Source organism: Streptomyces agglomeratus, assembly GCF_001746415.1.
Lineage (GTDB): Bacteria > Actinomycetota > Actinomycetes > Streptomycetales > Streptomycetaceae > Streptomyces > Streptomyces agglomeratus.
This window is the reverse complement of sequence record NZ_MEHJ01000001.1, coordinates 2,154,597-2,173,962: the sequence shown is the minus strand read 5'-3', so window position 1 is coordinate 2,173,962 and position 19,366 is coordinate 2,154,597. Positions and strand designations below refer to the sequence as shown.

Annotated in this window: 16 protein-coding genes and 1 pseudogene; 14 read left to right on the top strand and 3 right to left on the bottom strand. The window is 69.9% G+C overall.

Annotation, left to right across the window (positions count from 1 at the left end; genetic code table 11):
- Nucleotides 1-7 precede the first annotated feature (7 nt).
- The 8 genes and pseudogenes from kdpA to AS594_RS09025 all read left to right on the top strand — a co-directional run bounded on the left by kdpA (nt 8) and on the right by AS594_RS09025 (nt 10,007).
- Nucleotides 8-1,677: pseudogene (gene kdpA / locus AS594_RS09060) on the top strand (potassium-transporting ATPase subunit KdpA).
- Nucleotides 1,674-3,776 carry a potassium-transporting ATPase subunit KdpB gene (gene kdpB / locus AS594_RS09055; protein ID WP_069935067.1) on the top strand — a complete coding sequence of 701 codons (2,103 nt, stop codon included), beginning with the start codon at nt 1,674-1,676 and terminating at the stop codon, nt 3,774-3,776. The pseudogene kdpA and the gene kdpB overlap by 4 nt, the downstream one beginning before the upstream one ends.
- Before the next feature lie 5 nt (nt 3,777-3,781).
- Nucleotides 3,782-4,453 (top strand): potassium-transporting ATPase subunit C, encoded by a 672-nt coding sequence (locus AS594_RS09050; RefSeq protein ID WP_069933186.1) that lies wholly within the window; start codon nt 3,782-3,784, stop codon nt 4,451-4,453.
- Nucleotides 4,454-4,521: 68 nt separating this feature from the next.
- Nucleotides 4,522-5,256 (top strand): ABC transporter ATP-binding protein, encoded by a 735-nt coding sequence (locus tag AS594_RS09045; RefSeq protein ID WP_069926478.1) that lies wholly within the window; start codon nt 4,522-4,524, stop codon nt 5,254-5,256.
- A 140-nt stretch (nt 5,257-5,396) separates the two neighbouring features.
- On the top strand, nt 5,397-7,940 hold the full coding sequence (locus AS594_RS09040) for an ATP-binding protein (protein WP_069926477.1): 2,544 nt from the start codon (nt 5,397-5,399) through the stop codon (nt 7,938-7,940).
- Nucleotides 7,941-8,008: 68 nt separating this feature from the next.
- Nucleotides 8,009-8,692 carry a response regulator gene (locus tag AS594_RS09035; RefSeq protein ID WP_069926476.1) on the top strand — a complete coding sequence of 228 codons (684 nt, stop codon included), beginning with the start codon at nt 8,009-8,011 and terminating at the stop codon, nt 8,690-8,692.
- 154 nt (nt 8,693-8,846) lie between these two features.
- Nucleotides 8,847-9,245, top strand: a complete 399-nt coding sequence (locus tag AS594_RS09030; RefSeq protein ID WP_069926475.1) for an OB-fold nucleic acid binding domain-containing protein — start codon at nt 8,847-8,849, stop codon at nt 9,243-9,245.
- A 3-nt stretch (nt 9,246-9,248) separates the two neighbouring features.
- A complete protein-coding gene (locus AS594_RS09025; RefSeq protein ID WP_069926474.1) occupies nt 9,249-10,007 on the top strand; it encodes a DUF3159 domain-containing protein in 759 nt (252 codons plus the stop codon).
- A gap of 79 nt (nt 10,008-10,086) precedes the next feature.
- Here the strand turns inward: AS594_RS09025 and AS594_RS09020 are convergent, their stop codons facing one another.
- Both AS594_RS09020 and AS594_RS09015 read right to left on the bottom strand, forming a co-directional pair.
- The gene (locus AS594_RS09020; protein WP_069926473.1) at nt 10,087-10,764 is read right to left on the bottom strand and encodes a potassium channel family protein; all 678 of its coding nucleotides are present in this window, start codon (nt 10,762-10,764) and stop codon (nt 10,087-10,089) included.
- Nucleotides 10,761-11,432 carry a potassium channel family protein gene (locus tag AS594_RS09015; protein ID WP_069926472.1) on the bottom strand — a complete coding sequence of 224 codons (672 nt, stop codon included), beginning with the start codon at nt 11,430-11,432 and terminating at the stop codon, nt 10,761-10,763. The genes AS594_RS09020 and AS594_RS09015 overlap by 4 nt, the downstream gene beginning before the upstream one ends.
- Nucleotides 11,433-11,773: 341 nt before the next feature.
- On the opposite strand from AS594_RS09015, the gene AS594_RS09010 reads away from it, so the two are divergent.
- The 6 genes from AS594_RS09010 to AS594_RS08985 all read left to right on the top strand — a co-directional run bounded on the left by AS594_RS09010 (nt 11,774) and on the right by AS594_RS08985 (nt 18,892).
- Nucleotides 11,774-13,825 carry an APC family permease gene (locus AS594_RS09010; RefSeq protein ID WP_069926471.1) on the top strand — a complete coding sequence of 684 codons (2,052 nt, stop codon included), beginning with the start codon at nt 11,774-11,776 and terminating at the stop codon, nt 13,823-13,825.
- A 102-nt stretch (nt 13,826-13,927) separates the two neighbouring features.
- A complete protein-coding gene (locus AS594_RS09005) occupies nt 13,928-15,301 on the top strand; it encodes a class I SAM-dependent RNA methyltransferase (RefSeq protein ID WP_069926470.1) in 1,374 nt (457 codons plus the stop codon).
- 758 nt (nt 15,302-16,059) lie between these two features.
- Nucleotides 16,060-16,263, top strand: a complete 204-nt coding sequence (locus AS594_RS09000; protein WP_003973099.1) for a cold-shock protein — start codon at nt 16,060-16,062, stop codon at nt 16,261-16,263.
- Nucleotides 16,264-16,609: 346 nt separating this feature from the next.
- Nucleotides 16,610-18,082, top strand: coding sequence for a DEAD/DEAH box helicase (locus tag AS594_RS08995; protein WP_069926469.1), 1,473 nt, complete (start codon nt 16,610-16,612; stop codon nt 18,080-18,082).
- Nucleotides 18,083-18,128: 46 nt separating this feature from the next.
- Nucleotides 18,129-18,533 (top strand): CBS domain-containing protein, encoded by a 405-nt coding sequence (locus tag AS594_RS08990; protein WP_069926468.1) that lies wholly within the window; start codon nt 18,129-18,131, stop codon nt 18,531-18,533.
- Between the two features lie 50 nt (nt 18,534-18,583).
- Complete coding sequence (locus AS594_RS08985) at nt 18,584-18,892, top strand: SCO5918 family protein (protein ID WP_069926467.1); 309 nt, start codon at nt 18,584-18,586, stop codon at nt 18,890-18,892.
- 106 nt (nt 18,893-18,998) lie between these two features.
- On the opposite strand, the gene AS594_RS08980 is transcribed toward AS594_RS08985, so the two are convergent.
- On the bottom strand, nt 18,999-19,358 hold the full coding sequence (locus AS594_RS08980) for a hypothetical protein (RefSeq protein ID WP_069930383.1): 360 nt from the start codon (nt 19,356-19,358) through the stop codon (nt 18,999-19,001).
- Between the last annotated feature and the right edge of the window lie 8 nt (nt 19,359-19,366).

Sequence of the window (19,366 nt, the reverse complement as noted above, 5' to 3'; positions counted from 1 at the left end):
CCCCGTCATGAGCCCCGTTCTCGCCGGCGTACTCCAGCTGCTCGCGCTCGTCGTGGCGCTCGGCCTGGTCTATCGCCCCCTCGGCGACCACATGGCCCGCGTCTACTCCTCCCCGCACCCGAGGCATCTGCGGGTGGAGAAGTGGATCTACCGGGCCGTCGGCGCCGATCCCGCCGCGCCTATGCGCCGGCCCGCCTACCTGCGCTCCGTCCTCGCGCTCTCCGCGGTGAGCGTCCTCTTCCTCTACCTGCTCCAGCGCGTCCAGGGCTCCCTGCCCGGCTCGCTCGGCTTCTCCTCCATCGACCCGGACCAGGCGTTCAACACGGCCGCGTCATTCGTCGCCAACACCAACTGGCAGTCGTACTACGGCGAGCAGGCCATGGGCCACGTCGTGCAGACCGGCGGCCTCGCGGTGCAGAACTTCCTCTCCGCGGCGGTCGGCATGGCCGTCGCGGTGGCCCTGGTACGGGGTCTCGCGGGCTCACGCACGGGGGAGCTGGGCAACTTCTGGGCGGACCTGGTGCGCGGTACCGTCCGCGTCCTGCTGCCCGTCGCCGCGCTCGCCGCGCTCGTGCTGGTCGCGTGCGGCGCACTCCAGAACTTCGCCGGGATTCACGAGGTCGGCCAGTTCTCGGGCGGTACGCAGCAGTGGAACGGCGGCGCCGTCGCCTCGCAGGAGGCCATCAAGGAGCTGGGCACGAACGGCGGCGGTTACTTCAACGCCAACTCGGCCCACCCCTTCGAGAACCCGACCCCGTTCTCGAACCTCTTCGAGGTCTTCCTGATCCTCGTCGTCCCGTTCGCCCTGACCCGGACGTTCGGCAGGATGACCGGCTCGCTCCGGCAGGGTTACGCGATCCTCGCCGCCATGGCGGCGATCTGGCTCGGCTTCACCGCCCTGATGATGTGGACCGAGTTCCACCACGGCGGCCCCGCCCCCGAGCTCGCGGGCGGCGCGACGGAGGCAAGGAGACCCGCTTCGGGATCGCCGGCTCGTCGATCTTCGCGGTCGCCACCACGCTCACCTCGACCGGCGCCGTCAACTCCTTCCACTCCTCGTACACCGGCTTCGGCGGCGGCATCACCCTGCTCGGCATGCAGCTCGGCGAGATCGCGCCCGGCGGAGTCGGTTCCGGCCTCTACGGCATGCTCGTCATGGCGGTCGTCGCGGTGTTCCTCGCCGGGCTGATGGTCGGCCGTACGCCCGAGTACCTGGGCAAGAAGATCGGCGTACGCGAGATCAAGTTCGCCGCCTGCTACATCCTGATCACCCCGGCCCTGGTGCTCTGCTTCACCGCCGCGGCGCTGGCCCTGGACACCCCGGCCCATTCGACGGCCAACTCCGGGGCGCACGGCTTCACCGAGATTCTGTACGCCTACACCTCGGGCGCCAACAACAACGGCAGCGCCTTCGCGGGCCTGAATTCCGACACCCAGTGGTTCAACAGCACCCTCGGCATCGTGATGCTGCTCGGCCGCTTCCTCCCCATGGTGTTCGTCCTCGCGCTCGCGGGCTCGCTCGCGGAGCAGCGGCCGGTGCCGCGGACGGCGGGCACTCTGCGTACGGAGAAGCCGCTCTTCAGCGGGCTGCTGGTCGGCACAATCATGATCATCACCGGTCTGACCTACTTCCCGGCGCTCGCGCTGGGACCGCTCGCCGAAGGGCTCGCGTCATGAGCACCAGTACCTTGACCCGCGCACCGCGGCAGGACGCGCCGACCGGACGCGAACCGGGGGAGGGCGGACGCGTCGGCGGAGGTCTCTTCGATCCCCGGCAACTGCTCAGGTCCTTCCCGGACGCGGTCAGGAAGCTCGACCCACGGGCGATGATCAAGTCGCCTGTGATGTTCGTGGTGTGGGTGGGGTCGGTACTGACCACCGCCTTCGCCTTCGCCGACCCGGCCGACTGGTTCGGCTGGGCCATCGCCGCCTGGCTGTGGCTGACCACGGTGTTCGCCAATCTCGCCGAGGCGGTCGCCGAGGGGCGGGGCAAGGCGCAGGCCGACACCCTGCGCCGGGCGAAGACCGGGACGGTGGCGCGACGGCTGAGCGGCCGTACCGAGGAACGGGTGGCGGGCACGGACCTGCGCGTCGGCGACCTGGTGGTCTGCGAGGCGGGGGACGTCGTCCCGGGCGACGGTGACGTCGTCGAAGGCGTCGCGTCGGTCGACGAGTCGGCCGTCACCGGCGAGTCGGCGCCCGTCATCCGGGAGTCCGGCGGTGACCGCTCGGCCGTCACCGGCGGTACCAAGGTGCTCTCCGACCGCGTCGTCATCAAGATCACGACGAAGCCCGGCGAGACCTTCATCGACCGGATGATCAGCCTGGTGGAGGGCGCGGCCCGGCAGAAGACCCCCAACGAGATCGCGCTGAACATCCTGCTCGCCTCGCTGACGATCGCCTTCCTCCTCGCGATCGTCACCCTCCAGCCGTTCGCCGTCCACGCCGGCGCCGGGCAGTCGACGACCGTACTGACCGCCCTGCTGGTCTGCCTGATCCCGACCACGATCGGAGCGCTGCTCTCCGCCATCGGCATCGCGGGCATGGACCGGCTCGTACAGCGCAACGTGCTGGCGATGTCCGGACGCGCCGTCGAGGCGGCGGGCGACGTGTCGACCCTGCTGCTCGACAAGACCGGCACCATCACCCACGGCGACCGCCGGGCCACCGCGTTCGTCCCGGTGGCGGGCGTCACCGAGGCCGAACTGGCGGAAGCGGCCCGGCTCTCCTCGCTGGCCGACGAGACCCCCGAAGGGCGTTCCGTCGTCGTACTCGCCAAGGAGACGCACGGCCTGGGCGAGCGGTCCCCGGGCGAGCTCACGGGCGCCGTGTGGGTGCCCTTCACCGCCCGCACCCGGATGTCGGGTGTGGACACCGGCGGACGCGCCGTCCGCAAGGGCGCGGCCGGATCGGTCGCCGCCTGGGTCGAGGAGCGCGGCGGACGTGTCGCCGAGGACGCGCAGGCGCTCACCGACCGGATCGCACGGGCCGGCGGTACGCCGCTGCTGGTGGCTCTGGAGGACGCCGGCGGCGCGCGGGTCCTGGGCGTCGTGCACCTCAAGGACGTCGTCAAGGAGGGCATGCGGGAGCGGTTCGACGAGCTGCGCCGGATGGGCATCAGGACGGTCATGATCACGGGTGACAACCCGCTGACCGCGAGGGCGGTCGCCGAGGAGGCCGGTGTCGACGACTTCCTCGCCGAGGCCACCCCCGAGGACAAGATGGCGCTCATCCGGCGTGAGCAGGCCGGCGGCAGGCTCGTCGCGATGACGGGTGACGGCACGAACGACGCCCCCGCGCTCGCTCAGGCGGACGTCGGGGTGGCCATGAACACCGGGACCTCGGCCGCCAAGGAGGCCGGGAACATGGTGGACCTGGACTCGGACCCGACGAAGCTGATCGAGATCGTGGAGATCGGCAAGCAGTTGCTCATCACGCGCGGGGCACTGACGACGTTCTCGATCGCCAACGATGTCGCGAAGTACTTCGCGATCGTCCCGGCCATGTTCGCCGCTGTGTACCCGGGCCTGGACACGCTCAACATCATGGACCTGTCGTCGCCCAGGTCAGCCATCCTGTCGGCCGTCGTCTTCAACGCGCTGGTCATCGTGGCGCTGGTGCCGCTGGCCCTGCGGGGCGTGCGCTACCGGCCGATGAGCGCCGACCGGATGCTCAGGCGCAATCTCGGCCTCTACGGACTGGGCGGGCTCCTCGCGCCGTTCGCCGGCATCAAGATCATCGACCTGCTCATCTCCCTCATTCCTGGCATCGGGTGACGTCAATGACCAACAACTCCGTGCGCGACTCCGCCCGCCTTCTCGGCGCCGCCCTCCGCGCCCTGCTCGTCCTCACCCTCGCGTGCGGCGTCGTCTACCCCCTCGCCGTGACGGGCGCCGCGCAGGCCCTCTTCCCGGCCGGAGCGAACGGCTCCGAGGTGACGTCGGAGGGCAGGGTCGTCGGCTCCGCGCTGATCGGACAGCGGTACGACCTGCCGCTGAGGAAGGGCCAGGAGACACCGAGCCCCGATCTGAGGTGGTTCCAGCCCCGCCCGTCCCACGGGCTGGGCACCAACAGCGTCAACACCCAGTACAAGCTCATCCTTTCGGGGGCGACCAACCGCTCCGCCGACAGCCGGGAGCTGATCGCCCTGATCAGTGACGCGAAGGCCGCCGTCGTCAGGGACAACACCACGGCCGGTCACCGGATCGACCCCGCGGACGTGCCGGCCGAGGCCGTCACCTCTTCCGGCTCCGGCCTCGACCCGTACATCTCGCCGCAGTACGCCGCCCTCCAGGCGCACCGGGTCGCCGAGCGCAACGGGCTCGACACCGAACGGGTCGAGCAGCTCGTCGCGGACCACGTGCGGGGGCGGACCCTCGGCTTCATGGGGGAGCCCCGGGTGAACGTCCTCGAACTCAACGTCGCGCTCAGGGAGCTGACGGCGAAGGGCTGAGCGTTGCGGGGCCGGGCGCGCGGTGACCATACTGACGCCCGGCCGAACGACCGTACGGGGGAGTACGTATGAACGAGGGCACCAGAGGCAGTACCGGCACGGCCGTGGCCGGGGACGCGGGCACGCGGCCCATGGTCGAGGTGACGGATCTGCACCGCTCGTACGGCACCGGGGCGGCAGCCGTCCACGCCCTTCGCGGCGTCTCCTTCAAGGTCCCGCGCGGCGAGCTCGTCGCGCTTAAGGGCAGGTCCGGCTCGGGCAAGACGACCCTCCTCAACCTGGTCGGGGGCCTCGACACCGCGGACCGGGGCAGCGTCGTCGTCGACGGCACCGAGCTGTCGGGCCTCGGCGAGAAGGGCCTGCTCGAACTCCGCCGCGACCGTGTCGGTTTCATCTTCCAGTCCTTCGGCCTGATCCCCATCCTCAGCGCCGCCGAGAACGTCGGCGTACCGATGAGGCTGCGCAGGACCGACCCCCAGGTCCGCGAGGAGCGCGTCGCGCTGCTGCTCGCCCTCGTCGGCCTCGCCGACCAGGCCGCGCAGCGCCCCGGCGAGCTCTCCGGCGGCCAGCAGCAGCGCGTCGCCATCGCCCGCGCGCTCGCCAACGAACCGGCGCTGCTGATCGCGGACGAGCCCACCGGCCAGCTCGACGCGGAGACCGGCCTCGCCGTGATGGAACTGCTGCGCGCGGTCGTACGGAGCCAAGGCGTGACCGCGCTCGTCGCCACGCACGACGCCCAGCTCCTCGACTTCGCCGACCGGGTCCTGGAACTCGGCGACGGCCATCTCGTCGAGCACGTCTGACCGGCGCCCGGCGGGCGTCAGAGTCGCGTCAATAGCCACCTGAAACCCACCCCCCGTCCGTTATGCCGGGAATCAGGGCTGTAGCTTCACCAGGGTCGCCCCCACCGGGGCGCGGCATACTTCCGGAAGACAATGGGGCCATGGGACGCGGCAAGCTTCGGATATACCTGGGCGCGGCGCCCGGTGTCGGCAAGACGTACGCCATGCTCTCCGAGGCCCACCGGCGCGTCGAGCGCGGCACCGACTGCGTCGTCGCCTTCGCCGAGCACCACGGCCGGCCGCGCACCGACGTCATGCTGCACGGCCTGGAGCAGGTGGCGCGCCGCACGATCGAGTACCGCTCCGCCGTCTTCACCGAGATGGACGTCGACGCGGTCCTCGAACGCCGCCCCGCCGTCGCCCTCGTCGACGAACTCGCCCACACCAACGTCCCGGGCTCGCGCAACGCGAAGCGCTGGCAGGACGTCGAAGAGCTGCTCCGGGCCGGCATCGACGTCATATCCACGGTCAACATCCAGCACCTGGAGTCCCTCGGCGACGTCGTCGAGTCCATAACCGGCGTACGGCAGCGCGAGACCGTACCCGACGAGGTCGTACGGCGCGCCGACCAGATCGAGCTGGTCGACATGTCGCCCCAGGCGCTGCGCCGCCGCATGGCCCACGGCAACATCTACAAGCCGGACAAGCTGGACGCCGCCCTGTCCCACTACTTCCGGCCCGGCAACCTCACGGCGCTGCGCGAGCTGGCGCTCCTGTGGGTCGCCGACCGCGTCGACGAATACCTCCAGCAGTACCGGGGCGAGCACAACATCCGCTCCACCTGGCAGGCGCGCGAGCGCATCGTCGTCGGCCTCACCGGCGGACCCGAGGGGCGGACGCTCATCCGCCGCGCCTCGCGGATGGCCGCCAAGGGCTCCGGCAGCGAGATCCTCGCCGTCTACATCGCCCGCAGCGACGGCCTGACCTCGGCCTCGCCCAAGGAACTCGCCGTACAGCGCACCCTCGTCGAGGATCTCGGCGGCACCTTCCACCACGTCATAGGCGACGACGTGTCCTGCGCGCTGCTGGAGTTCGCGCGCGGTGTCAACGCCACCCAGATCGTTCTCGGCTCCAGCCGCCGCAAGACCTGGCAGTACGTCTTCGGGCCGGGCGTGGGCGCCACCGTCGCCCGCGACTCCGGGCCCGACCTGGACGTCCACATCGTCACCCACGACCACGTCGCCAAGGGCCGGGGCCTGCCCGTCGCCCGCGGCGCCCGCCTCGGACGCGCCCGGATCGTCTCCGGCTGGCTGGTCGGCGTCGCCGCTCCGGTCCTGCTGTCGCTGCTGCTCACGAGCATGGAGCACGGCCCGGGGCTCGCCAACAACGTCCTGCTGTTCCTCTTCCTGACCGTGCTCGCGGCCCTCCTCGGCGGGCTGCTGCCCGCGCTCGCCTCGGCGGCCGTCGGCTCGCTCCTGCTGAACTTCTACTTCACGCCGCCCACCCAGACCCTGACGATCAACGACCCGAAGAACATCGTCGCCATCGTGATCTTCTTCGCGGTGGCCGTCTCGGTCGCCTCCGTCGTCGACCTGGCCGCCCGCCGCACCCACCAGGCCGCCCGGCTACGGGCCGAGTCCGAGATCCTCTCGTTCCTGGCCGGCAGCGTCCTGCGCGGCGAGACGGCTCTGGACGCCCTGCTGGAGCGGGTCCGCGAGACCTTCGCGATGGAGTCCGTGGCGCTGCTGGAGCGCGCGAGCGACGTCGAGCCCTGGACCTGCGCGGGCAGCGTCGGCCCCCGGCCCGTCGCCCGCCCCGAGGACGCCGACGCCGACATGCCGGTCGGCGACCACATGGCGCTCGCGCTCTCGGGCCGTGTCCTGCCCGCCGAGGACCGCCGGGTGCTCGGCGCCTTCGCCGCCCAGGCGGCCGTCGTACTGGACAGACAGCGCCTGGTGGGGGAGGCCGAGGGGGCGCGCAAGCTGGCCGAGGGCAACCGCATCCGTACCGCCCTGCTCGCCGCCGTCAGCCACGACCTGCGCACGCCACTGGCCGCCATCAAGGCGGCCGTCTCCTCCCTGCGCTCCGACGACGTCGCCTGGTCGGACGCCGACGAGGCCGAACTGCTCGCGGGCATCGAGGACGGCGCCGACCGCCTCGACCACCTCGTCGGCAACCTCCTCGACATGTCCAGGCTCCAGACCGGCACCGTCACCCCGCTGATCCGCGAGACCGGCCTCGACGAGGTCGTCCCGATGGCGCTCGTCGGCGTACCCGACGGGAGCGTCGGCCTCGACATTCCCGAGACCCTGCCGATGGTGGCCGTCGACCGGGGGCTGCTGGAGCGCGCCGTCGCCAACATCGTCGAGAACGCCGTCAAGTACAGCCCCGGTGACGCCCCCGTCTCCGTTGCCGCCAGCGCGCTCGGCGACCGCGTCGAGCTGCGCGTGGCGGACAGCGGACCCGGCGTCCCGGACGACGCGAAGGACCGGATCTTCGAACCGTTCCAGCGCTACGGCGACGCCCCGCGCGGCGCCGGGGTGGGCCTCGGCCTCGCCGTCGCCCGCGGTTTCGCCGAGTCCATGGGCGGCACCCTGACCGCCGAGGACACCCCGGGGGGCGGCATGACCATGGTCCTCACCCTCAAGGCGGCCCCCGGCCACAAGGCGGTACGCCGGGAACCGCCCGCCCGGGTCGCCTCGTGAGCCCGCACCGCCCTCCCGTTCCGCAGATCAGCGGAGTTCCGCACCCCCCGCAGAAAGGCAGGCACTCCATGACCCGGGTGCTCGTGGTCGACGACGAGCCGCAGATCGTACGCGCCCTCGTGATCAACCTGAAGGCGCGCAAGTACGACGTGGACGCCGCCCCCGACGGCGCCACCGCGCTCCGGCTCGCCGCCGCCCGCCACCCCGACGTGGTCGTCCTGGACCTCGGGCTGCCCGACATGGACGGCGTGGAGGTGATCAAGGGCCTGCGCGGCTGGACCCGCGTACCGATACTGGTGCTCTCCGCCCGCCACACCTCCGACGAGAAGGTCGAGGCGCTGGACGCGGGCGCGGACGACTACGTCACCAAGCCCTTCGGCATGGACGAGCTGCTGGCCAGGCTCCGCGCGGCGGTGCGCAGGGCGGAGCCGGCCGGCTCCGCCGAGGACGACGTGCTCGTCGACGCGGGGGACTTCACCGTCGACCTGGCGGCGAAGAAGGTGCACCGCGACGGCAGGGACGTACGGCTGACGCCCACGGAATGGCACCTCCTGGAGGTGCTCGTACGGAACACGGGCCGCCTGGTCAGCCAGAAGCAGCTCCTCCAGGAGGTCTGGGGCCCGTCGTACGGCACCGAGACCAACTACCTGCGGGTCTACATGGCGCAGCTGCGCCGCAAGCTGGAGGCGGATCCCTCGCACCCCAGGCACTTCGTCACCGAGCCCGGCATGGGGTACCGCTTCGAGCGGTAGCGGCGACGCGGCAGAGGGGCGGCGGCCGGGCAGAGGGGCAGCGGGGACCGGGCAGAGGGCCAAGGGGGGACCGGGCAGAGCGGTCGCGCCGCCCGGATCACCCCGTGCGACGCGGGGTGATCCGCGCGGGCCCGCTCCCCGGTAGGCTTCGTGTATGAGTGCCGTACCACGTTCGGAGAAGCCCGCCGGCCGGTTCCGCCGGATGCTCGACCGGCTGTCCACCTCCCAGGAGGACCTGCACTCCGCGGAGCTGCAAGAAGACACCCAGGCCGCGGGGTGCTCACGCATCTGCGACTGTGACGACCGCCAGGTGGTGAAGGTGACTGGTACGTTGCGCACGGTCACCCTGCGTCCGCGGGCCGGTGTACCCGCCCTGGAGGCGGAGCTGTTCGACGGCACCGCACCCCTGGACGTCGTGTGGCTCGGCCGCCGTTCCATCGTGGGCATAGAACCGGGCCGCAGGCTCATCGCCTCGGGCCGGATCTCCATGAGCCACGGCCGCCGGGTGCTTTTCAATCCCAAATACGAGCTCCGACCGCTCGGACAGGAGTAGCCGGTGACGTCTCTCGACAAGCCGACCGCGACGGATCACGACAGCGAACAGACCGCGGCGGGCAGCGCCCACGACGCGAAGGCCGTGACGGAGGCCGCGCTGTTCGAGGCCTTCGGCGGCCTGCGGGGCATGGTGGAGACCGTGCTTCCCGGCCTGCTGTTCGTGACGATCTTCACGATCAACAAGGACCTGCACGTCTCGGCCATCGCCGCGCTCGCGGTGTCCCTGCTGCTCGTCGCCGTACGGCTGATCCGCCGGGACACCGTCAAGCACGCCTTCAGCGGCGTCTTCGGGGTCGCCTTCGGTGTCGTCTTCGCGATGATGACCGGCAACGCCAAGGACTTCTACCTGCCGGGCATGATCTACACGCTGGGTCTCGCCCTCGCGTACATCCTGACCACGCTCGCGGGCGTCCCGCTGATCGGCCTGATCCTCGGCCCGATCTTCAAGGAGAACCTCTCCTGGCGGACGCGCAACCCCGGACGCAAGAAGGCGTACGCGAAGGCGAGCTGGGCCTGGGGCCTGATCCTGCTCGGCAAGTGCGCGATCCTCTTCCCGCTGTACTGGTGGGCCGACACGACGCAGCTCGGCTGGGTGCTGGTCGCGCTCAAGATCCCGCCGTTCCTGCTCGCCGTCTACCTGACGTGGGTCTTCCTCGCGAAGGCTCCGCCGCCCATCGACGTGTTCGCCGAGATGGAGGCGCAGGAGAAGGCCGAGAAGGAGCGCAAGGCGGCCGCGGCGGCGGCACAGCGCGAGGTCTGACCTCCCGTACGTACGTGGGCGGGGCCCGGAACCATCCCGGTTCCGGGCCCCGCCCACGCATTCGCCGTACGTACCGCCGTCAGCTCGCCGCGTCTTCCTTGCGCACCGACAGCAGGTCCTCCAGCTGCTCCTCGCGCGCCTGCGCCGCCACGAACAGCAACTCGTCGCCCGCCTCCAGGGTCTCCTCCTGGCTCGGCGTCAGAACGCGCGTACCGCGGATGATGGTCACCAGCGAGGTGTCCTCCGGCCAGTCGACGTCCCCGACCTGCGTGCCGGCCAGCGCCGACTCGGGCGGCAGCGTCAGCTCCACGAGGTTGGCGTCGCCGTGGCTGAAGCGGAGCAGCCGTACGAGATCGCCGACGCTCACCGCCTCCTCGACCAGCGCCGACATCAGACGCGGTGTGGAGACCGCGACATCGACGCCCCAGGCCTCGGTGAACAGCCACTCGTTCTTGGGGTTGTTGACGCGGGCCACGACCCGCGGCACGCCGTACTCCGTCTTGGCGAGCAGCGAGACGACCAGGTTGACCTTGTCGTCACCGGTCGCCGCGATCACCACGTTGCAGCGCTGGAGCGCGGCCTCGTCGAGCGAGGTGATCTCGCAGGCGTCCGCCAGCAGCCACTCGGCGAGCGGTACGCGCTCCACCGAGATGGCGGTCGGCGCCTTGTCGATGAGCAGGACCTCGTGGCCGTTCTCCAGCAGTTCGCCGGCGATGGAACGTCCCACCGCGCCCGCTCCGGCAATAGCGACCCTCATGCGTGACCGCCCTCCTCGGGACCCTGCGAACAGGCCGCCTCGACCTTCGCGATCTCTTCCGTACGCATCATCACGTGGACGAGGTCGCCCTCCTGGAGCACGGTCTGCGAAGTCGGCAGTACCGCCTCGCCCAGCCGGGTGAGGAAGGCGACGCGTACGCCCGTCTCCTCCTGGAGCCGGCTGATCTTGTGGCCGATCCAGGCGGGGGACGTGTGCACCTCGGCGAGCTGCACACCGCCGCTCGGGTCGCGCCACAGGGGCTCGGCGCCCGACGGCAGCAGCCGGCGCATCATCTGGTCGGCCGTCCAGCGCACCGTGGCGACGGTGGGGATGCCCAGGCGCTGGTAGACCTCGGCGCGGCGCGGGTCGTAGATACGCGCCGCGACGTTCTCGATGGCGAACATCTCGCGCGCCACCCGGGCCGCGATGATGTTGGAGTTGTCGCCGCTGCTCACCGCCGCGAAGGCGCCGGCGTCCTCGATGCCCGCCTCGCGGAGGGTGTCCTGGTCGAAGCCGACGCCGGTGACCCTGCGGCCACCGAAACCGGATCCCAGGCGGCGGAAGGCCGTGGGGTCCCGGTCGATGACCGCGACCGTGTGCCCCTGTTGCTCCAAGTTCTGCGCGAGAGCGGCTCCCACTCGCCCGCAGCCCATGATGACGACGTGCATCGTCCCGTTACCCCGCACTCCTGGTCGCCCCACTGACCTGCACAAACACCCTGCTCACGTCTTCCTTCCCGGCTCACCGGGGGAAGCACGGGCACTCGTGCCCGGTCCTGCCTCGCCCCTGTCTTCGTCCACCGTAGCGGCAACTCCGAACGCGCCATCGATCACGTCGGGCATCTCCGGGGTCAATCAGGGCCGACGCGCTGACGCGCCCCCGGTCCGGGCCCCTTCAGGCGCTCCGAGACGTGGGGGAGGCGGGGAGAGTGTGGCAGATATGGAAGTTTCCACCGCTCAGGGGGGTGGTGGGTGGGCGGTGTCCTTTTCGAACGCTTACGATCCTCTGCGTGTCCAAACTGACCGACGTGCCCAAACGGATCCTGATCGGCCGGGCGCTGCGCAGCGACAAGCTGGGAGAAACGCTCCTCCCCAAGCGCATCGCACTTCCCGTCTTCGCTTCCGACCCGCTCTCCTCCGTGGCGTACGCACCGGGCGAAGTCCTCCTGGTGCTCTCCATCGCGGGTGTGTCGGCGTACCACTTCAGCCCCTGGATCGCCGTCGCCGTCGTGGTGCTGATGTTCACCGTGGTGGCCTCGTACCGCCAGAACGTGCACGCCTACCCGAGCGGTGGCGGCGACTACGAGGTCGCCAACACCAACCTCGGCCCCAAGGCCGGACTCACGGTCGCCAGCGCCCTGCTCGTCGACTACGTCCTCACGGTCGCCGTGTCGATCTCCTCGGGCGTGGAGAACCTCGGTTCGGCCATCCCCTTCGTCGTCGAGCACAAGGTGCTCTGCGCGATCGGCATCATCGTGCTGCTGACCCTCATGAACCTGCGCGGTGTGAAGGAGTCGGGCAAGCTCTTCGCGATCCCGACGTACGTATTCGTCGCAGGCGTCTTCATCATGATCGCCTACGGTGCCTACCGTTCCCTCGTCGTGGGCGACACGATGCACGCACCGACCTCCGACTTCGAGATCAAGCCCGAGCACCAGGGACTGGCCGGCTTCGCCCTGGTCTTCCTGCTGCTGCGTGCCTTCTCCTCCGGGTGTGCGGCGCTCACCGGCGTCGAGGCGATCAGCAACGGTGTGCCCGCCTTCCGCAAGCCCAAGAGCAAGAACGCCGCCTCGACGCTCGCCCTGATGGGCGCCCTGGCCGTCACGATGTTCTGCGGCATCATCGGACTCGCCATGGCCACCGACGTGAAGATGGCCGAGAACCCGGCGAAGGACCTGCTCGACAACGGCGTGGCCGTCGGCTCCGGTTACGTACAGGACCCGGTGATCTCGCAGGTCGCGGCCGCCGTCTTCGGTGACGGCACGTTCTTCTTCGTCCTGCTCGCCGCCGCCACCGCGCTCGTTCTCTTCCTGGCCGCGAACACGGCGTACAACGGCTTCCCGCTGCTCGGCTCGATCCTCGCGCAGGACCGCTACCTGCCGCGCCAGCTGCACACCCGCGGCGACCGCCTCGCCTTCTCCAACGGCATCGTGCTGCTCGCGGGCGCGGCCATCCTGCTCGTGTGGATCTACGGGGCCGACTCGACCAAGCTGATCCAGCTCTACATCGTCGGCGTCTTCGTCTCCTTCACGCTCAGCCAGATCGGCATGGTGCGGCACTGGAACCGTCACCTGCGGACCGAGAAGGACCCGGCCGCGCGCCGCCGCATGGTCCGCTCGCGGGCGATCAACACCTTCGGCGCCTTCTTCACCGGCCTGGTGCTCGTCGTCGTACTGGCCACCAAGTTCACGCACGGCGCGTGGGTCGCGCTGCTCGGCATGGTGATCTTCTACGGCACGATGAGCGCGATCCGTAAGCACTACGACCGGGTCGCCGAGGAGATCGCCGCCGACGAGGGCCCCTCCGACGACAGCGTCCGCCCGTCCCGCGTGCACTCCATCGTCCTGGTCTCCAAGGTCCACAAGCCGACGCTGCGGGCCCTCGCCTTCGCCAAGCTGACGCGCTCCGACAAGCTGGAGGCGCTCAGCATCAGCGTCGACCCGGCCGAGACGAAGGCGCTCAGGGAGGAGTGGGAGCGGCGCGGTATCAATGTGCCGCTGAAGATCCTCGACTCGCCGTACCGCGAGATCACGCGGCCGATCATCGACTACGTGAAGGGCCTGCGGCGCGAGAGCCCGCGGGACGCGATCAGCGTCTACATCCCGGAGTACGTGGTCGGCCACTGGTACGAGCACCTGCTGCACAACCAGAGCGCGCTGCGGCTCAAGGGCCGACTGCTGTTCACGCCGGGTGTGATGGTCACCTCGGTGCCGTACCAGCTCCAGTCCTCCGAGCTCGCCAAGGAGCGGGCGAAGAAGCGCCAGGAGTGGCACGCGCCCGGTGCGGTACGGCGCGGTCCGGTGGACCGCCGCCCGAAGGAGAACAGCGGCGGAAAGCGCTGATCTCCCTCCCGGGTTCGCTGTGGTGAACGGCCGGACGACACCCACGTAGACTGGTGGGCTGTAGTCCGGCCGTACCCCTTTGATCCCTGGAGTCACCCCGTCATGCAGTCCAAATCCACGGAATCCAAGGGATCGGCCGAGCCGGTCGCGGCAGCGGAGCCGGTCGAGTCGCTGATCGGTACCGAGTACGAGGTCGAGGTCGGCCCGGTCGCCCACGGCGGCCACTGCATCGCCCGCACCGAAGAGGGCCGGGTGCTGTTCGTACGGCACGCGCTGCCCGGTGAGAAGGTCCGCGCCCGCGTGACGGACGGCGACCAGACCTCCCGCTACCTGCGCGCCGACGCGGTCGAGGTCATGGAGGCGTCGAAGGACCGCGTCGAGGCCCCGTGCCCGTACGCCGGTCCCGGCAAGTGCGGCGGCTGCGACTGGCAGCACGCGAAGCCCGGCGCCCAGCGGCGGCTCAAGGGCGAGGTCATCGCGGAGCAGCTCATGCGCCTCGCGGGCCTCACGCCGGAGGAGGCGGGCTGGGACGGCACCGTCATGCCGGCGCCCGGTGACAAGCTGCCGCAGGGAGAGGTGCCCGCGTGGCGCACGCGCGTGCAGTACGCCGTCGACCCCGAGGGCCGGGCGGGCCTGCGCAAGCACCGCTCGCACGACGTACAGCCCATCGACCACTGCATGATCGCCGCACCGGGCGTCAGCGAGCTGGGCATCGAGAAGCAGGACTGGCCCCAGATGGCGTCGGTCGAGGCGATCTCCGCCACCGGCTCCAGCGACCGCCAGGTCGTCCTCACCCCGCGGCCGGGCGGCCGCCTGCCCCTCGTCGAGCTCGACAAGCCGGTCTCGGTCCTGCGCGTGGAGGAGAAGGACGGCGGAGTGCACCGGGTGCACGGCCGCGCGTTCGTGCGCGAGCGGGCGGACGGGCGTACGTACCGCGTCGGCATGGGCGGCTTCTGGCAGGTCCACCCGCAGGGTCCGGACCTCCTGATCAAGGCCGTCATGCAGGGCCTGATGCCGAGGAAGGGCGAGTCGGCACTCGACCTGTACTGCGGCGTGGGCCTGTTCGCCGGCGCGATCGCCGAGCGCATCGGCGACAAGGGCGCGGTGCTCGGCATCGAGACCTCGAAGCGCGCGGTCGAGGACGCCCGGCACAACCTCCAGGACATGGAGTACGTACGCGTCGAGCAGGGCAAGGTCGAGCAGGTGCTCCCGCGCACCGGCATCACCGAGACCGACCTGATCGTCCTGGACCCGCCGCGCGCGGGCGCCGGCAAGCAGACGGTGAAGCACCTGGCCACACTGGGCGCCCGCCGCATCGCGTACGTGGCCTGCGACCCGGCGGCACTCGCCCGCGACCTGGCGTACTTCGCAGACAACGGCTACAAGGTGCGGACGCTGCGAGCGTTCGACCTGTTCCCGATGACGCACCACGTGGAGTGCGTCGCGATCCTGGAACCGGCTAAGAAAGCCCTCTGACCTGCGACTTTTGTAGGTTGTCGGTCTGCTCGACCTGTTTCCACACAGGCAACGGGTCGAGAGGACAGCCTGGCCGTTGAGGTGTCCTGACCTGCACGTTCAGGTTGAGTCATCGCCGCAACCAGCCAGTGACGGGCTATCTGCGTGTTTTTTGACGCTCAGTTGACGCTCGTTGATCACTGTCCCAAGACATCACCGCCGACCAGGCACGATCTCGGCGAGCGGGTCCTCAAGGGAGCGTGCGGCCGTGGCGCCCATTCGCCGGCCCGGTGTGGCAACCCGCTGCTGACACAAACCCTCAGGGGCGGTCAGCGGGGGAGTAGTCGTACCGCGGGATCCTGCCCCAAGACGCCGTTACGAGCTGCTGGACGCCTTCCGAAAGGCGTCTGACGGATAGCCGCGTACGTCGTCGCGCCCTGGCAGCCCTGGTTGCAGTTGGCGACACCGCTCTTCCTGAACGTTGCACTCCGAGTGAATCAATATCTGTGCCCGTGAGGTGAGAGTTTGGCGAACCATGTAGTGAGAGTTTTTACCGTGATGAGCAAAGTGGAATCATGTAACGTGTGCAGGCCGTTGCAGCATGCTACTGTCGATCTCAGTTGCAGTTGTGGTTCCCAAACTTCAAGTGCCTCCGCTCGGCTCCTGCCGGTGGGAGCACTTTTGTATTTCCGGTTATTTTCCGGTCGGGGTAATCATCGCGGCGACACGGCGTCCGCGCAGTGCGGAATTCCGATGTACTGCCCCAAAGGAGATATGACATGGCTGCTGGTACCGTGAAGTGGTTCAATGCGGAAAAGGGCTTCGGCTTCATCGAGCAGGACGGTGGCGGCGCTGACGTGTTCGCCCACTACTCGAACATCGCCGCCCAGGGCTTCCGTGAGCTGCTCGAAGGCCAGAAGGTGAACTTCGACATCGCACAGGGCCAGAAGGGCCCGACGGCCGAGAACATCGTTCCAGCCTGACGCTGACGCACACTTTGTAGCTGGGGCCCGCATCCTTCGGGGTGCGGGCCCCAGCTGCACGCATTTCCCGCAGCGGTTTCACCTGCGGGACGACGCGGAGGAATCCGCGGTCTCACCACGCGCGGCTCTTCCTTCAGGGATGCAGGCGCATTCTGAAGAGCTACACCGCAGTCGACGCCCGGACTTTACGTCCCCACCGCGTCACCCATTTCAGTACCTGCGCCCGCGTCAGTTCCGCCGACCAGATCTGCTTTCTTTTACCACCGGCCCATACTTGTAATTCGGCATGCCGTTCATCGCTGCGGGAATTCCTTGATATGTGCCACATCGAGGAAGGTTCCGCCGCATGAACCGCACACGCACGAACGACTCCGCCCGCACCCGTAATGGCAGTGCCGCCGCCGGAAAGGGCGGCAGCCGCTTCGGCTCGCCGGCGCCGCGCCGTTCCGGCGGTTACGGCCGCCGGCCCGCCGCAGTGCAGGGTGAGTTCGCGCTCCCCACGACGATCACCCCCGCGCTGCCTGCCGCTGCGGGCTTCGCCGATCTCGACATGCCCGAGCAGCTACTGGCAGAACTAGGCAGGCAGGGCGTGAGCGCACCGTTCCCGATCCAGGGCGCGACGCTGCCGAACTCCCTGGCGGGCCGTGACGTCCTGGGCCGCGGGCGCACCGGCTCCGGCAAGACCCTCGCCTTCGGCCTCGCCCTGCTCGCCCGCACCGCCGGACAGCGTGCTGAGCCCCGCCAGCCGCTGGGGCTGATCCTCGTCCCCACACGTGAGCTGGCGCAGCAGGTGACCGACGCGCTCACTCCGTACGCCCGCTCCGTCAGGCTGCGGCTGGCCACGGTGGTGGGCGGGATGTCGATCGGCAAGCAGGCCGGCGCGCTGCGAGGCGGGGCCGAGGTGGTCGTCGCGACCCCGGGCCGGCTCAAGGACCTCATCGACCGTGGCGACTGCCGGCTGAACCAGGTGGGCATCACGGTGCTGGACGAGGCCGACCAGATGGCTGATATGGGGTTCATGCCGCAGGTCACCGCGCTGCTCGACCAGGTGCGTCCGGAGGGGCAACGGATGCTGTTCTCCGCCACCTTGGACCGGAACGTCGACCTGCTGGTACGCCGCTACCTGACCGACCCCGTCGTGCATTCGGTCGACCCGTCGGCCGGTGCGGTCACGACGATGGAGCACCACGTCCTGCACGTCCACGGCGCCGACAAGCACGCCGCCACGACCGAGATCGCCGCCCGCGACGGCCGCGTGATCATGTTCCTGGACACCAAGCACGCCGTCGACCGGCTCACCCAGGACCTGCTCAACAGCGGGGTACGGGCCGCCGCGCTGCACGGCGGCAAGTCGCAGCCGCAGCGCACCCGCACGCTGGCGCAGTTCAAGACGGGGCACGTCAGCGTGTTGGTAGCGACCAATGTCGCGGCGCGCGGCATCCACGTCGACAACCTTGACCTCGTCGTCAACGTCGACCCGCCGACCGACCACAAGGACTACCTGCACCGCGGCGGCCGTACCGCCCGCGCCGGCGAGTCCGGCAGCGTCGTCACTCTCGTCACACCGAGCCAGCGCCGCGGCATGGTCCGCCTCATGGCGGACGCCGGAATCCGGCCGCAGACCACCCAGATCCACTCGGGCGACGAGGCCCTGAGCCGGATCACCGGCGCTCAGGCCCCGTCCGGCATCCCGGTCGTCATCACCGCACCGGTGGTCGAACGCCCCAAGCGCAGCGCCTCCTCCCGAGGCCGACGCCGCCCCGCTTCGGCAACCCGGCGCACGCCCGTACACCGGCCCGTCTTCGATGCGGCGGCCTAGAACCTTCGTGATCAGGAAGCTGACCCATCTCTGCAGGAGGCACCTTTTGACGCTGGTTCAGATGCAGCCCCGCCCAACGCGCGCCAACCCCGTGCATGGGACGGTGGTTGAGGTCATGGACGCGGCCGGACCCCAGGTCTGTGACGACATGAGCGTCGAGGTGGCGCTGTCCGTCATGGCCGCAGCCCGCACGGGCCGACTGGTCGTCTGCGACCAGGACGGCCAGTGCACCGGCCTGGTCACCCAGACCGAACTCACCGCCGTCCGCGACAACTCCGCTTACACGGACAGCGTCCGCCTGCGCGACGTCCTCGGCGATCACAGGTCGTTCACCTCACCCGTGACCACTGCCTCCGAAGCCGAGCACGCGATGCGCTCCCGCCGGCTCGGTATCCTGCCGGTCGTCGACGAGCAAGACAGCGCCCTGGGCGTCCTCGCCCTCTCCCGCTGAACCGACTCACCCCTGGTCGGGCCGTTCTCCCCTTCTCCCTGTGAGGCCACATGCGCTGCGTCATCGCCCGCTTCCCCTTCGAGCTCACCAAGAGCGGCGTGCTGGAATCGATGAAGGGCATCAAGCCCGAACGGGGCACCGGCGAGTCCGTGATCATCGGCCGCCGCCACTACCCCGTCAAGCAAGTCGGCCAGGTCATCACCCGCCAGGACCGACGTGACTTCAGCGCCGCCGAAGTCCTCCGGGCCATGACTCAGCTCGGCTTCACCTGCCGCGCCCTTCCCACGGCCGCACCCGTACGCATCCTCAGTTCGCTCCAGCAAGCTTCCGCGATGCTCGGCACCCCCGTATCCGTCTGACCGAGGAAACAAGCACGAGCCGACACCTGAACAGCAGTGTGGGCCCGACCGGCGCGCGCCGGTCGGGCCCACACTGCTTGCAATGGGTTCCCGTCGCAGTGATTGCTCAGCGGTCGGAATAGCTGAAGTCGCCCATGGTCCAGGCGCTGACGTCCTCGATCGCAGCACGGTACATCCCGCCCGTCTCCGGGATCCCCACCGTGCCCTGCAGGATCCGGGCGACATGGAAGTGCAGATGCGTAGGCGGCCCGTCCTTCTTCGCGGGGGCGTCGAAGACCGCGGAGAACTCTCCCAAGCGGTCCGAATCCGTCAGTACCTCCGACACCCTCTGCCTCCACACTGCTTCGGGAGCCAGCCGACCGGTGATGACAGCACCACCGGTGACCACGGTCAGGGACATCTGATTGCTCTGCCCGGATTCCACCAGGGCGGCGACGTCAACGAGCAGCTCGTCAGGCTTCGACATGAGGCAGA

What these genes read in the sequence shown, in the direction of transcription:
- kdpB (WP_069935067.1), top strand. Translation starts at nt 1,674, where the DNA reads ATGAGCACCAGTACCTTGACCCGCGCACCGCGGCAGGACGCGCCGACC.
- AS594_RS09050 (WP_069933186.1), top strand. Translation starts at nt 3,782, where the DNA reads ATGACCAACAACTCCGTGCGCGACTCCGCCCGCCTTCTCGGCGCCGCC.
- AS594_RS09045 (WP_069926478.1), top strand. Translation starts at nt 4,522, where the DNA reads ATGAACGAGGGCACCAGAGGCAGTACCGGCACGGCCGTGGCCGGGGAC.
- AS594_RS09040 (WP_069926477.1), top strand. Translation starts at nt 5,397, where the DNA reads ATGGGACGCGGCAAGCTTCGGATATACCTGGGCGCGGCGCCCGGTGTC.
- AS594_RS09035 (WP_069926476.1), top strand. Translation starts at nt 8,009, where the DNA reads ATGACCCGGGTGCTCGTGGTCGACGACGAGCCGCAGATCGTACGCGCC.
- AS594_RS09030 (WP_069926475.1), top strand. Translation starts at nt 8,847, where the DNA reads ATGAGTGCCGTACCACGTTCGGAGAAGCCCGCCGGCCGGTTCCGCCGG.
- AS594_RS09020 (WP_069926473.1), bottom strand. Translation starts at nt 10,764, where the DNA reads ATGAGGGTCGCTATTGCCGGAGCGGGCGCGGTGGGACGTTCCATCGCC.
- AS594_RS09015 (WP_069926472.1), bottom strand. Translation starts at nt 11,432, where the DNA reads ATGCACGTCGTCATCATGGGCTGCGGGCGAGTGGGAGCCGCTCTCGCG.
- AS594_RS09005 (WP_069926470.1), top strand. Translation starts at nt 13,928, where the DNA reads ATGCAGTCCAAATCCACGGAATCCAAGGGATCGGCCGAGCCGGTCGCG.
- AS594_RS09000 (WP_003973099.1), top strand. Translation starts at nt 16,060, where the DNA reads ATGGCTGCTGGTACCGTGAAGTGGTTCAATGCGGAAAAGGGCTTCGGC.
- AS594_RS08995 (WP_069926469.1), top strand. Translation starts at nt 16,610, where the DNA reads ATGAACCGCACACGCACGAACGACTCCGCCCGCACCCGTAATGGCAGT.
- AS594_RS08985 (WP_069926467.1), top strand. Translation starts at nt 18,584, where the DNA reads ATGCGCTGCGTCATCGCCCGCTTCCCCTTCGAGCTCACCAAGAGCGGC.
- AS594_RS08980 (WP_069930383.1), bottom strand. Translation starts at nt 19,358, where the DNA reads ATGTCGAAGCCTGACGAGCTGCTCGTTGACGTCGCCGCCCTGGTGGAA.